General features: G+C 63.2%; 11 protein-coding genes. 8 read left to right on the top strand and 3 right to left on the bottom strand.

Annotated features, from left to right (window positions below):
* Window positions 1–106: 106 nt before the first annotated feature.
* The 5 genes from UC34_RS08525 to UC34_RS08545 all read left to right on the top strand — a co-directional run bounded on the left by UC34_RS08525 (window position 107) and on the right by UC34_RS08545 (window position 5,206).
* Entirely contained in the window at window positions 107–988 is an 882-nt protein-coding gene (locus UC34_RS08525) for a branched-chain amino acid ABC transporter permease (protein WP_044455203.1), read from the top strand.
* A gap of 13 nt (window positions 989–1,001) precedes the next feature.
* Complete coding sequence (locus UC34_RS08530) at window positions 1,002–1,877, top strand: branched-chain amino acid ABC transporter permease (protein ID WP_044455204.1); 876 nt, start codon at window positions 1,002–1,004, stop codon at window positions 1,875–1,877.
* A gap of 18 nt (window positions 1,878–1,895) precedes the next feature.
* On the top strand, window positions 1,896–2,696 hold the full coding sequence (locus UC34_RS08535; protein WP_044455205.1) for an ABC transporter ATP-binding protein: 801 nt from the start codon (window positions 1,896–1,898) through the stop codon (window positions 2,694–2,696).
* Window positions 2,693–3,406: an ABC transporter ATP-binding protein gene (locus tag UC34_RS08540; protein ID WP_044455206.1), complete on the top strand. Its 714-nt coding sequence runs from the start codon at window positions 2,693–2,695 to the stop codon at window positions 3,404–3,406. Before UC34_RS08535 ends, UC34_RS08540 begins: the two co-directional genes overlap by 4 nt.
* A gap of 351 nt (window positions 3,407–3,757) precedes the next feature.
* A complete protein-coding gene (locus UC34_RS08545) occupies window positions 3,758–5,206 on the top strand; it encodes a sensor domain-containing diguanylate cyclase (protein ID WP_044455207.1) in 1,449 nt (482 codons plus the stop codon).
* A 64-nt stretch (window positions 5,207–5,270) separates the two neighbouring features.
* Here UC34_RS08545 and UC34_RS08550 read toward each other — a convergent pair whose 3' ends face one another.
* From UC34_RS08550 to UC34_RS08560, 3 genes are all read right to left on the bottom strand, one after another.
* Complete coding sequence (locus UC34_RS08550) at window positions 5,271–5,759, bottom strand: dihydrofolate reductase (protein WP_044455208.1); 489 nt, start codon at window positions 5,757–5,759, stop codon at window positions 5,271–5,273.
* Entirely contained in the window at window positions 5,756–6,550 is a 795-nt protein-coding gene (locus UC34_RS08555) for a thymidylate synthase (RefSeq protein WP_044455209.1), read from the bottom strand. Before UC34_RS08555 ends, UC34_RS08550 begins: the two co-directional genes overlap by 4 nt.
* Window positions 6,551–6,661: 111 nt before the next feature.
* Entirely contained in the window at window positions 6,662–7,771 is a 1,110-nt protein-coding gene (locus UC34_RS08560) for an ABC transporter ATP-binding protein (RefSeq protein ID WP_044455210.1), read from the bottom strand.
* 616 nt (window positions 7,772–8,387) lie between these two features.
* On the opposite strand from UC34_RS08560, the gene UC34_RS08565 reads away from it, so the two are divergent.
* The 3 genes from UC34_RS08565 to UC34_RS08575 all read left to right on the top strand — a co-directional run bounded on the left by UC34_RS08565 (window position 8,388) and on the right by UC34_RS08575 (window position 12,825).
* Window positions 8,388–9,998, top strand: coding sequence for an ABC transporter permease (locus UC34_RS08565; protein WP_044455211.1), 1,611 nt, complete (start codon window positions 8,388–8,390; stop codon window positions 9,996–9,998).
* A 620-nt stretch (window positions 9,999–10,618) separates the two neighbouring features.
* Window positions 10,619–11,614 carry a LysR family transcriptional regulator gene (locus tag UC34_RS08570; RefSeq protein WP_237165282.1) on the top strand — a complete coding sequence of 332 codons (996 nt, stop codon included), beginning with the start codon at window positions 10,619–10,621 and terminating at the stop codon, window positions 11,612–11,614.
* A 134-nt stretch (window positions 11,615–11,748) separates the two neighbouring features.
* Window positions 11,749–12,825, top strand: a complete 1,077-nt coding sequence (locus UC34_RS08575) for an ABC transporter substrate-binding protein (protein ID WP_084070469.1) — start codon at window positions 11,749–11,751, stop codon at window positions 12,823–12,825.
* Window positions 12,826–12,867: the final 42 nt, after the last annotated feature.

Here is a 12,867-nt window from a genome sequence, read left to right on the forward strand (position 1 = left end):
TCCGCATGGGCGTAGGGCCGAAAGGCGCTACGCCCATCGGCGTTTCTGGCACACGTCGCCCCCCTCGTCGGCGCGTGCCTCCGTCCCTCAGGCTGGAATACACACCATGCTGGAACAGCAACTCGTCAACGCGCTCTCCCTCGGGTGCGTGTACGCCTTGTTCGCGCTCGGGTTCACACTCGTGTTCGGCATCCTCGGCGTCATCAACCTCTCGCACGGCGCGGTCTTCATGGTCGGCGCCTATGCCGCGCTGCAAGCCGTCGCGCATCTGCATCTGCCGCTGTGGGCTGCGATCATTACCGCAGTTATCGCCTCCGGCCTGCTTGGCCTCGTCATCGACGTGCTGGTGCTCAAACCGTTGCGCAAGCGCGGTGCGCCTCACCTGATTCCGATGATCGCCACCATTGGTGTGGGCATCTTGCTCAACAACGGTGTGCAGGGCATTTTCGGCGCAGAGAACCTCCGCTTCCCGTACGACATCGTCTCGCAGGACACCATTACGGTGGCCGGCGTGCACATGACGGTGCTTGAGCTGGCGATCATCTTCATCTCGTTCGCGCTCATGGCGGTACTCATCACCACGATCAAGAAGACACAGCTGGGACGCGCTTTGCGCGCCATCGCCGAATCGCCGAAGGCCGCCTATCTGCTTGGCATCAACGTCGAAGGCCTGTTCCTCGCGACGTCGTTCGCTGCCGCCGGTCTGGGCGGCATGGCGGGTGTGCTGATCGGTCTGTACTCCAACGCCGTGTTCCCGCTCATGGGGCAACCGATGCTGCACAAAGGCATCGCCGTGATCATTCTGGGCGGGATGGGCGACATTCGTGGCGCAATGATCGGTGGCTTGTTCCTCGGTTTTGCCGAAGTGTTGTCGGTGGCATACATCGGCTCGAACATGCGCGACGCCGTGGCGTTCGGCCTGCTGTTCCTGATCCTGCTGGTGCGTCCGCAGGGGTTGTTCGGCAAAGTGCTCGAACGCAAAGCGTAATCACGGGGGCGCAATGGACTGGTTCAATAATTTCTGGGCGGTATACAGCAATCTGGTGCTCACGCTGGGCACCAACGCGTTGCTCGCTCTGTCGATTTATCTCACGCTCTCGTGCGGCATGCTGGCAATGGCCAACGCGGCCTTCATGGGAATCGGCGCCTACACCGCCGCGTTGCTGACGATGAATTACGAAACGCCGTTTGCCGTGTCGCTCGCGGGCGGCATGGCGGCCCCGGCCATCGTGGCGTTCATCATCGGCAAGCCGACACTTCGCCTGTCCGGCGTGTATCTGGCCATGGCGACGCTGGGTTTCGGCGAAGTCGTGCGCGTGCTCATCCTCAACACCGAAGACCTCACGGGCGGCGCGCTCGGTCTGAACGGCATTCCGCAACTCACCCAGTGGTGGCATGTGGCGGCTGCCGTCGTGATCGTGCTCGCGGTGTTGTGGCGTCTGCGTCGCTCCAAGGTTGGCCGTGCGTTCGAGGCGATCAAGGAAGACGAGACGGCGGCGGGTCTGATGGGCATCAACGTGACCGGGTACAAAATGCTGGCGTTCGTGTTGGGCGCCGTGCTGGCAGGGCTTGCCGGCGCACTCAACGCGCATCTGACGTTCTTCATCGGACCGAACGAGTTTGGCTTCGACCGTGGTGTCGAGATTCTGACGATGGCGATTCTCGGCGGTATCAACGGCCTCGTGGGGCCGGTGCTCGGCAGCACGATTCTGACGTTGTTGCCGGAGTTGCTGCGGGCGTTCAACGACTTCCGTCTCGTGGTCAACGGCCTGATTCTGGTGCTGATCGTGCTGTTCCTGCCCAAGGGCATCTGGGATCCGATGCGTTTTCGCCGTTGGTTCCGTGCCGGCAAGGCGCGCTCGGCCTCTTCCACGTGAGTGCGCGGGGAACACGACATGCTTAAGCTTTCCAATATTTCCAAGCGATTCGGTGGACTTCACGTGCTTCAGGACGTGAACATCGAGGTGCCGCAAGGCACCATCTTCGGCCTGATCGGGCCGAACGGTGCGGGCAAGACCACGGTCTTCAACCTGATCACCGGCCTGTTGCAGCCCACCGGCGGCAGCATCACGTTCGACGGCGAGAGTCTGGTGGGCGAAAAGCCGCACCGGATTACGCAGCGCGGCGTGGCCCGCACGTTCCAGAACATCCGCATCTTCAAGGAGATGACGCTGATCGAGAACGTCGTGGTGGGCATGCATCGCCATCTCACGTACGGTCCGGCGGGGTTGTTGCTGTCGCTGCCGGGCTTTCGCGACATGGAGAAGCGTTCGCGCGAACGCGCGCACGAGTTGCTTTCGTGGGTGAAGCTCGATCACAAGGCGTACGACATTGCCGACAATCTGTCGTACGGCGATCAGCGCAAGCTCGAACTGGCGCGTGCATTGGCGACCGAACCCAAGCTTCTCTTGCTCGACGAGCCGGTTGCCGGCATGAACACGGGCGAGAAAGTCGACCTCATGAGCGAGATCGAGAACATCAAGGCGCGCGGTTACACGATCTTCATGATCGAGCACGACATGCGCTTCGTGATGGGCTTGTGCGAGCGGATCGCCGTGCTGAACTTCGGTCGCATCATCGCCGAAGGCAAGCCGGACGAAATCAAGCATAACCCGCAGGTTATCGAAGCCTATCTCGGGCGCGATGACGATGACGATGTTGCTGCTGTGGCGGCGGATGCGGAGGACAAGGCATGAGCGCGCTGCTCGAAGTCAAAGGCCTGAAGGTCGCCTATGGGCATATCGAGGCCGTGAAGGGCGTCGACTTTGCTTTGCGAGAGCACGAGATCACGTCGCTCGTCGGTGCGAACGGCGCGGGCAAGTCCACGACGTTGCTCGCCCTGTCCGGTCTCATCCGGAAGCAGGCGGGCACGATCCTGTTCGAAGGTGAGGACATCGGGGGGCTGGCGCCTAACAAGATCGTGCAGCGCGGGCTGGTGCAGGTGGCCGAAGGCCGCGCGACGCTCACGACCATGTCGGTGCGTGAAAACCTTGAACTCGGTGCGTACACGCGACGTGACAAGCAGAACGTGAAGCCCGATCTGGACAAGGTCCTGCAACGATTCCCGCGACTTGCCGAGCGCCTCGACCAGATGGCGGGCAATCTGTCGGGCGGCGAGCAGCAGATGCTGGCGATCGGTCGTGCGTTGATGGCGCGCCCGCGCCTGCTGTTGCTCGACGAGCCGTCGATGGGCCTCGCACCGATCATCGTGCAGGGTATTTTTGCCACGTTGAAGGAAATCAACGCCGACGGTTTGACGATCTTTCTGGTGGAACAAAACGTTCGTCAGGCACTCAAGATCGCCCAGCATGGCTACGTGCTCGAGACCGGCAAGGTCGTGCTCGATGACACCGGCCGTAACTTGCTGGGCAATCCGCGCGTACTGGAGGCGTATTTGGGCGGTTGAGCCGTCAAGTTCGCCCTGGCGAATCCGCGGGTTGCGCTGGATTCGCTGGCAGAAAAGGCGCGAAAGCGGTACGCGCGACGAAGGCGACAGACAATGACGGAGGAAGCGTTCAAAACGGACGTTTCCGGCACCCCGGGGCGTTGTCGAGCCCTGACGCCCAGCGGCGTCGACCCGCTATCCAACGGTAGCCGGTCGACGCCGTTTTTTCGTTGAGGCGGCGAACCGGCGGCACGTTGGCAGACGACGGGATTTGGTGCATGCTGCGCCTAATTGGCCATCGGTAATTGCCGTGGCCGCAAGGAAAGGTCACCGTCGAATCTACGTCACGCTTACCGAGGCGAAAGGGATTTCATGGACGGCTTTCTCATGGAGCACGCATCGCGCGGTCAGCGCACGTTTGCCGGCTGTCTGGCGATGGTCATCCTTGCCGCCTTGATATTAGCGGCGCCGCAAGCCACCGCCAGGCTGCCTGCCATCGCGCCATTTCTGCCGATGTGCGGGCTGACGGTGTTTACCACTGCAGCCATTGCGTCGTACCTGCTTTGCGCGCAATTTCAGGTGAGCCGATTGCCCGTGTTCGGGTGGCTCGCCGGGGCCTACGGGTTCACGGCACTGACGGTCGCGATGCAACTGCTGACCTTCCCGGGGTTGTTTGCCCCGACCGGATTGTTCGGCGCTCATCCGAGCACGTCTGGCTGGATCTGGGTGTGCTGGCACGCCGGTTTCCCCGCACTCGTGCTGATGGCCATGATCTCGCGGCGTCTTTTCACGCCACAATCCGTGACGCAGTTGCCCTCGGCCAGCCGGGGCATTTGGCTTTACCTCGGTGCGCCGCTCATCGTTGGCGTCTTGTTGTGTCTGGTCGCACTGACCGTTGCGTTGCCCCCGGCGCTTTCGCCGGCGACGGCGCCCGGCGACTTCTCGGCAGGCGGCGCCGGCATCGTGTTGCTGGTGGTCAACCTCGTCGCGCTCGGCGCGGTACTGGGTATCGGGCGATTGCGCACCGTGCTCGACCTTTGGGTCACGCTCGCCATTCTGGCGTGCGTGACGGACACCGTGCTCAGCCTGATGAGCACCGTCCGATTCTCGCTGGGCTGGTATCTGGCGCGTTTTTTCAGCATGTCCGCGCCGGGACTGCTGGTTTGCGTGCTGGTGTGGGAGGTGACGCGGCTGTATCGAGAACTCACCCGTGCGCATTTGCGTCTCATCGAATACAGCAATCGCGACGCGCTCACCGGTATCTACAACCGTCGCTATTTCAATGACCGCTTCCCCGGTGACTTCGAGCAGGCACGCCGCTCGGGGCGTCCGCTCTCCCTACTGATGGTCGACGTCGATCACTTCAAACGATACAACGATCAATACGGTCATCCCGTCGGCGACGAGTGCCTTGAACACGTCGCCCTGGCGCTGATGCGGGCGACGCACCGTCCGACCGATCTTGTCGCGCGCTATGGGGGCGAAGAGTTCGTCATCGTCTTGCCGGACACCAATGAGCGGGGGGCTGAATTTGTCGCGACGCGTGTGACGGACAGTGTGCGTGCGCTGGCTAAACCGGGGCCGGGACCGCAGGGATGGGTGACCGTAAGCGTCGGATGCGCGACCCACATACCGCAGCAGGGCGATGTGCGGGATACGCACGAGCGGCTGATTGCCTTGGCTGACGAAGCGCTCTACGCCGCTAAGCGCCTTGGCCGCGACCGCGTGCATGTGGCGACGATCGGGCTTCCGGAGGCGAAGGAGGGCGAGCAAGCGTGCGGCGCGGCTCCCGAAGTGCCGCGCGCGAATTTAAGCGCCTGAGTAAGCGCCGGAGTAAGCGCCTGAGCAAGTGACTGAGCGCGCGCCGAGCGTCGAACGAGCGCGCTCAGATGCGTTCGTAGGTGACAAATGAATAGTCGAAGTCGTTCGGGGCGGGCGAGTGATGCGTTTCGCGTGCCGTCTCGCGCCACTGTCCGGCCGCAAGCGCGGGAAAGTGGGCGTCGCCCTCGAACGCCTTGGCGATCTCCGTGACAACGACCTTGTCTGCGCTTGCCAGCGATTCGGCATACAACTGCGCACCGCCAATCAGGCAAATCTCTTCGACCCCGACGCACAGCCGCATGGCGTCGATGAGCGAGCCGGCCACCTCACACCCTTCGATCTTGAGCGCCGGGTTACGCGACACCACGATATTGCGTCGGCCCGGCAAGGGGCGGCCGATCGAGTCGTAAGTCTTGCGGCCCATGATGACCGGTTTGCCGAGCGTTGTGCGCTTGAAGTGCGCGAGGTCTTCCGGCAAACGCCAGGGCAATTGATTGTCGCGCCCGATCACGCCATTTTCGGCGCGGGCGACCACCAGCGTCAGAATCGTCATACGGCCACCGGCGCCTTGATGTGGGGATGCGCTTCGTATCCGGTGATACGGAAGTCCTCGAACTGGTAATCGAAGATCGAATCGGGCTTGCGAGTGATCTCCAGCTTCGGCAGCGGGAACGGCTCGCGCTCAAGCTGCGTACGGACCTGCTCAAGGTGATTGTTGTACAGATGGCAATCGCCGCCCGTCCAGATGAAGTCGCCGACGTCCAGCCCGGTTTGCTGCGCCATCATGTGTGTCAACAGTGCGTAGCTCGCAATGTTGAAGGGCACACCCAGGAAAATGTCGGCACTACGCTGGTACAACTGGCACGAGAGCTTGCCGTCGGCCACATAGAACTGGAAAAACGCGTGACACGGCGGCAACGCCATGCGCGGAATTTCCCCCACGTTCCATGCGGAGACAATCAGACGTCGCGAGTCGGGGGTGGCGCGGATCTGATCCACAAGCTGCGTGATCTGGTCGATGTGCCCACCGTCGGGTGTCGGCCACGAACGCCATTGCGCGCCGTAGACCGGGCCAAGCTCGCCGTCGGCATCGGCCCATTCGTTCCAGATGGACACGCCGTTTTCCTGCAGGTAGCGCACGTTGGTGCTGCCTTGCAGGAACCAGAGGAGCTCGTGCACGATGGACTTGATGTGCACCTTTTTCGTGGTGACGAGCGGGAACCCTTCCTGCAGGTCGAAGCGCATCTGATAGCCGAACACCGAGCGCGTGCCCGTGCCCGTGCGATCGGTCTTGTCTGTGCCATGTTCGAGAACATGGCGCATGAAGTCGAGGTACTGTTTCATAGGCCCATCCGTTTTGCCGGATTTTACCAGCCTCTGAGTGACGGCGTACTTTGCGAGACGACGACGCGGGACTCGGACACGAGCGTCAGGCGCGAAACTCGGGCGCCAAACTCAGACGGAAGCCGTATGCGCGGCAAACGCCACCGGATGCTGCACCGTCAGGCGCAGCCCCACGCGATCGCCGGGCGCATGCGCCAGTTCACCGTCGACGCGCGCCACGACCTCGCTGCCCGATGCCAACCGCAGCGTATAAAGCTGATCGGCTCCCCGAAACGCACGCCGCACCAGCGTCGCCTCGAAAGGGCTTGCCGGATCGTGAGCGATGTCGTCCGCACGAAGGAGTACGTCGACACTCAAAGGGTACGCGTCCTTGGTGGTGTGACGCAGGAGTTTGTCGGCCAGCGCCGACGATACGGAAATTTCCCCCAGCTCTAGCGAGATTCCGCCGCCGTCCGCGTTGCCACGGAATGTTCCCGGAATCAGCGCGCCTCGCCCGATGAAGTCGGCCACGACCCGGTTGGCCGGGGCACGCCAAAGTTCGCGGGCGGCAGACCATTGTGCGATTGCCCCCGCGTGCATCACGCCGATGCGGTCTGCCATGGCGAACGCTTCATGTTGATCATGGGTGACGAGAATCGCCGTGGCCCCGCTGGCGCGAATGATCTCCCGGACCTCGACGGCCAGACGTTCGCGCAGGTCGAGATCGAGGTTCGAGAACGGCTCGTCGAGCAGCAGCAACGCCGGCGCAGGCGCCAGCGCGCGGGCCAGCGCCACGCGTTGCTGTTGTCCGCCGGAGAGTTCGTGTGGATACTTGCGCAGCGTTCCCGCCAGCCCCACTCGCTCGGCAAGCATCTCCACGCGAGCCTGACGTTCTGCACGCGCCATGCGGCCAAGGCCGAAGCCAATGTTCTGAGCGACGTTGAGATGGGGAAACAGGGCGTAGTCCTGGAATACCACCCCGACGTGACGGCGCTCCGGCGGCTCACACACTTGTGCATTGGCGACCTCATGGCCGTCGAGCACGATTCGCCCGCCGGCCAACGGCTCAAAACCACAGACGGCGCGCAGCACGGTCGTCTTGCCACAGCCGGAGGGGCCAAGCAGGCATCCGATCTCCCCGCGCGCGAGGGACAGCGACAGATCGCGTACGGCGGCATGAGCGTGGCCTGCGGTCTCGTAATTGACGCAAATGTGGTCGAGCAGCAGATAGGGCAGAGGCATCTGGTTTCAGGTGGGTGATGTCGGCGAGCGGTGTGCAGTGCCTGTAGTCCGGTAATTCGGGCACCCGCGTGGCGCGGCACTGGGCACTTTCCATGCGTGGCCACGTCAGAGGTGGTGTTGCGAATGCGTATAATTTACAACGCTTTAGACCGAAGTGCCGGTTTCGGTTCCTTCAGGCGATACGCAAGATGAGGCTAGGTCGAGGGAGAAGACCGGCTTTATCGGGCCGTAATTCGTGGTCTGCAGTCGTGGTCTGCAGTCGTGGTCCGCGGCTTGCGTATGTACTTGGCGTATGCACCTCTCGTATGTACCCGACGTATGTCGCGGACGTATGTCGCAAACGTACGTGCCTCGCGTTTTTCCGTTCCTTTGCCCATCCACCGGTTCCGACCAAGATTTGCCGATGTCATCGACGCCCCCGTCTCGCGCCGCCGCTGATTCTTCTTCCCTCGATTTGTCGGCCGACGCCGCCGGGGCCAGGCTCTCCCATCAGGGGCCGGCCCTGGGGTCGACCGGGGAAAGACATGCATCCGCTCACGCCCCGCATGCGACATATCCCCCGCAAGTGGCGGGGCGCAAAGGCCGCCGCCGCTTCTCCGGGCGCTGGGCGTGGCACATGACTGCGTGGATTCCGGCGCTGATCGTTCTGATACCGATGCTGGGCATCTTTGCGGCGCTGGCCGCAGGGGATGCGCAGACGCGCGAAGTCCTTTTGCACATGTTCGATACGGTGCTGCCGGAGTACGCGCTCAATTCGCTGCGCATATCGCTGGCGGTCACCGGCGGCGTGCTGGTGATGGGGGTGGCAAGTGCATGGCTGGTGGTGCACTACGCATTTCCCGGCCGTCGCGTGCTCGAATGGGCGCTGATTCTTCCACTGGCGATGCCGGCGTACGTGACGGCTTACGCTTATACCGACTTCCTTCAGTTCGCCGGGCCGGTGCAAAGTGCCTTGCGAAGCATTCTCGCTGTCGACCGGGTCGCGTGGTTTCCGGAGATTCGCTCCTGGTATGGCGCGTCATGGGTGTTTGCCGGTGCGTTCTATCCCTATGTCTATCTTTTGGCGCGTACGGCGTTTGCGGACCATAGCCAACGCTTTTTCGAAGCGGCGCGCACGCTGGGGTGCACGCCGCCGCAAGCCTTTGTCCGGGTGGCGCTGCCGCTCGCGCGTCCGGCATTGGTGGCCGGGGTGGCGCTGGTCCTGATGGAGACGCTGGCTGACTATGGCGCGGTGGCGTACTTTGGCGTGCCGACGTTTACGACCGGCATTTACCGCGCGTGGCTTTCGATGGGGGACCGGGTCGCGGCCGCTCAGTTGTCCGCTTGTCTGTTGTTCGCCGTGCTGGTGCTGTTGATCGCCGAAGCACGCAGCCGGACGCGACTTCGTTACTACGGCGCGCCGGGGCGTGCGCCAACCACGTCTCGCCGCACACGACTCTCCGGATGGCGAGGGGCGCTCGCCATGATCGCGTGTGCGTTGCCGCTCATCATCGGCTTTGCGTTGCCGGCGCTCATCATGTTGCGACTGGCTGTGTCCGAACTGGGGCAGGTACCCTGGCCGCGCTATGGCGAGTGGGTATTCAACACCGTTCGACTCGCGGCGGTTGCGGCCGTCGTGGCAAGCGTATTTGCCATTGTGCTCGGGTACGCTCAGCGATTGGCGCCAGGGCGCATCACGCGCGTGGCAGTTCGCCTGGTTGGTGTTGGGTACGCGATTCCGGGGGCGGTCATTGCGTTGGGCATTCTCACACCGGTTTTGCATCTCGATACGTGGTTGGGGGACCGGTTCGGGGCGAACGGTCTTGTGCTTGCCGGCACCAGCGGTGTACTCATCTACGCCTATCTCGTCCGATTTCTCCCGGCCGCGCTGCAAAGCGTCGACGCCGGATTTGCGCGGATCGCGCCGAACCTCGACGCCAGTGCCCGCAGCCTTGGCGTTGGCGGCTGGTCGATGTTGCGTCGGGTTCACTTGCCGCTCCTGCGAGGCAGCGTGTTGACGGCGGCGCTGCTGGTGTTCGTCGACGTCATGAAGGAGTTGCCCGCCACGCTCGCGTTGCGTCCGTTCAACATGGATACGCTAGCGGTCGTCACCAGCCATCTTGCGGCCGACGAGCGACTGGCCGAGGCCGCAGTACCGGCATTGACGCTCGTGTTGGTCGGCCTGTTGCCGGTGCTCGTGCTCGCCCGGGCCATTTCGCGTCCCCCACGCCCCACGGGGCGCCCGTGAGGCCGGAAGGCACAGCCATCCCTTTCAAGCGAAATGTGTCAATGCGCGACGGCATTTGCCTGCGTGCGGCGTCATTCCGTCAAATCTAGAACCGTTTCCCAGTTGCCGCGCCGATAGCGTCGCACTATAGTCAAATCAGACCCGGCAACCAAGCCGGGATGATTGAGCGTCAACAAAATGATTGCGATCATCATTTGCAAATGTTGGCTGTTCATGGCCTTGGCGACGGCACCACTGCCCGAGGCACCGCTAAACGCAGCGGACGGTGGCTGGAGTGCCGTACTGCTGGCGGGGGCGATGCGCTAGGCGGTTGTCCTGGGAGGGATCGGCGCAAGGACATACAGGCGGACGCGGGGCGCGCGGCGGTCCCGTGCAGCCTTTTTGAACGATGTCGTCGTCATGTCGATCGACCCGCTCGGCCGCCCTCTATCGGCCTGAACCTCGGACCGTGGCATCGCGGTGCATGGGTTCGCGAGCGTTGACGACGTTTCACACTGACTCGCGGACGCGACGCACCGCTCAGGTGTTGTTTTCAGGCAGGCTCAGGGGCGGCTCCCAGTGGCGCTTTCGCCACATGCGCCGCAAAATCGCTGTCAATGCAGTGCCTTCGGGAGACAGGCATGGCGCTATGGCGGATCGATCTCGTCTCGTTGCGACTCTTCGTCGCCGTTTGTGAAGAGAGCAGTATCGCGCGTGCGGCCGAGCGCGAGTTCATTGCCCCGTCGGCCGTCAGCAAGCGCATTAACGACCTTGAGTCCCTGGTCGGCTCAGCCCTGTTGCAACGGCACAAGTGGGGGGTGCGTGCCACCCCGGCGGGCGAGGCCCTGCTACATCACGCGCGCAACGTGCTACGTAGTCTGGAGAAGATGCAGGGCGACCTCTCCGAGTACACGAGTGGCGTACGTGGCCACATACGCATCTTCGCCAACGTTTCCTCGATCGTCGAAACTTTACCGGACGAACTTGGCGCCTTTTTGCGTCGCCATGAAGGGGTGAAGGTCGACCTCGAAGAACACACCAGCGCGCAGGTCGTGCGCGGCGTTGCCGACGGGGCCACGGACATCGGGATTTGCTGGGATGCTGTCGACACGCGGGACGTCGAAGTCTTCCCGTATCGGCGCGACCAGATCGTGACGGTGCTGCATCGCGACCACCCGCTGGCCGGCGCCACGCAGTTGGCGTTCATCGAAACCCTCGACTTCGATCAGATCGGCGTGCATCCGGACAGCGCCATGTACACCGTGTTCCGCCGCCTTGCCGCCGAACAGGGGAAAACGGTCAAATTCAGAGTCCACGTCTCGACGTTCGAAGCCGTATGCCGCATGGTACGGGCTCAACTGGGACTCGCCATCGCGCCGAAAGAGGCTGTCGGTACGTACTCGCAGGTGCCCGATGGCGAAGCATTGCGCATTGTGCCGCTGACCGACTCCTGGGCCGACCGGCGACTGATCGTCTGTGTGCGTCGCTACGATGCGCTTCCCGTGGCTTCGCGCATGCTGGTGGATCACCTGTGCGCACGTAACGTAACAGGGCGTGACGCAGGAACGACATTGGACAGTCGTCACGCAGACGGCGACAAACCGGACGACGAAGCGCCGGGCGCGCAGGCATCGTGAATCACGACGTCTGGCATGCCGAAACACCTCTTGTCGCGATGTCTTGCGCAGCGGATGCTCTGGGAGCCGATAGCGATTCCGGCCGACGAGCCGGGGCGCGCCTGTATCTCGCATCTTGCGGGAGGAGACACGCGATGACATATGCCGAAGCGCGCCGCGTGCGCGAAGCCGTGGGGCGTCTCATTCTCGTCCTCACGCTCATGGCGTTGGGTTTGGTGGCGCTCAGCCTGAGTGCCGGCGCATCCGCCGCGCCTGCCCAGCCGCTCGAAAAGCCGAAGATCACGATCGCCGTCGGCGGTAAGCCCGGCCTCTACTACCTTCCGCTCACCCTTGCCGAACAACTGGGCTATTTCAAGGATGAAGGACTCGATGTCACCATCGACGACTTCGCGGGGGGCTCCAAAGCGCTGCAAGCGGTCGTGGGCGGGAGCGCAGACGTTGGCACAGGCGCCTTCGAGCATACGTTGCTCATGCAAACGAAGGGCCTGACCTACCAGTCGTTTGTGGTGCTGGGGGCGGCCCCGCAGCTGGTGCTGGGCGTGGTGAAGGCGAAGGCCGGCGATGTGAAGTCGGTCAGGGACTTGAAGGGCATGCGCGTGGGGGTGAGCGCCCCAGGGTCGAGCACGCACATGCTGGTGAGCGTAGCGCTCGCCAAAGCGGGACTCAAGCCGACCGATGTGTCGATCGTCGGGGTCGGCAGCAACGCGACGGTCGTCGCTGCCGCGCGCAACGGCCAGGTCGACGCCGTTTCCAACGTCGATCCGATGATGACGTTGTTGCAGGAATCGGGGGACGTGAAGGTGCTCGTCGACACGCGGACCCAAGCGGGTACGCACGCCATGTTTGGTGGTCCGATGCCCGCGGCCGTGATGTATGCGCCGCAGAGCTTCATTCAAAAGAATCCTCGTACGGTGCAGGCGCTGACCAACGCGATTGTGCGTGCGGACAAGTGGCTGCAACATGCCACGGCCGCTCAGTTGCTCAAAACGGTGCCCGAACCGTATCTGCTCGGCGACAAGACGCTTTATCTCAAAGCCTTCGCCAATTGCCGCGAGGCGTTCTCGCCAGACGGCATGATGCCCGCCGACGGACCGGCGACGGCGCTCCGGGCACTCGCGTCGTTCACCCCCGAGGTCAAACCGGCGCAGATACGGCTGGCTGACACCTGGACGAACGCATTCGCCGCCCAGGCGAATCGGCAGTACCCCTGAGCACAACGGACGAACGAGCGTCTGGACGTGATGACTTCATTT

Origin of the sequence: Pandoraea vervacti (assembly GCF_000934605.2) — a bacterium.
GTDB classification, from domain to species: domain Bacteria; phylum Pseudomonadota; class Gammaproteobacteria; order Burkholderiales; family Burkholderiaceae; genus Pandoraea; species Pandoraea vervacti.

Coding starts and splice junctions, on each gene's coding strand:
- UC34_RS08525 (WP_044455203.1), top strand. CDS start 107: ATGCTGGAACAGCAACTCGTCAACGCGCTCTCCCTCGGGTGCGTGTAC.
- UC34_RS08560 (WP_044455210.1), bottom strand. CDS start 7,771: ATGCCTCTGCCCTATCTGCTGCTCGACCACATTTGCGTCAATTACGAG.
- UC34_RS08545 (WP_044455207.1), top strand. CDS start 3,758: ATGGACGGCTTTCTCATGGAGCACGCATCGCGCGGTCAGCGCACGTTT.
- UC34_RS08575 (WP_084070469.1), top strand. CDS start 11,749: ATGACATATGCCGAAGCGCGCCGCGTGCGCGAAGCCGTGGGGCGTCTC.
- UC34_RS08535 (WP_044455205.1), top strand. CDS start 1,896: ATGCTTAAGCTTTCCAATATTTCCAAGCGATTCGGTGGACTTCACGTG.
- UC34_RS08555 (WP_044455209.1), bottom strand. CDS start 6,550: ATGAAACAGTACCTCGACTTCATGCGCCATGTTCTCGAACATGGCACA.
- UC34_RS08565 (WP_044455211.1), top strand. CDS start 8,388: ATGACTGCGTGGATTCCGGCGCTGATCGTTCTGATACCGATGCTGGGC.
- UC34_RS08550 (WP_044455208.1), bottom strand. CDS start 5,759: ATGACGATTCTGACGCTGGTGGTCGCCCGCGCCGAAAATGGCGTGATC.
- UC34_RS08570 (WP_237165282.1), top strand. CDS start 10,619: ATGGCGCTATGGCGGATCGATCTCGTCTCGTTGCGACTCTTCGTCGCC.
- UC34_RS08540 (WP_044455206.1), top strand. CDS start 2,693: ATGAGCGCGCTGCTCGAAGTCAAAGGCCTGAAGGTCGCCTATGGGCAT.
- UC34_RS08530 (WP_044455204.1), top strand. CDS start 1,002: ATGGACTGGTTCAATAATTTCTGGGCGGTATACAGCAATCTGGTGCTC.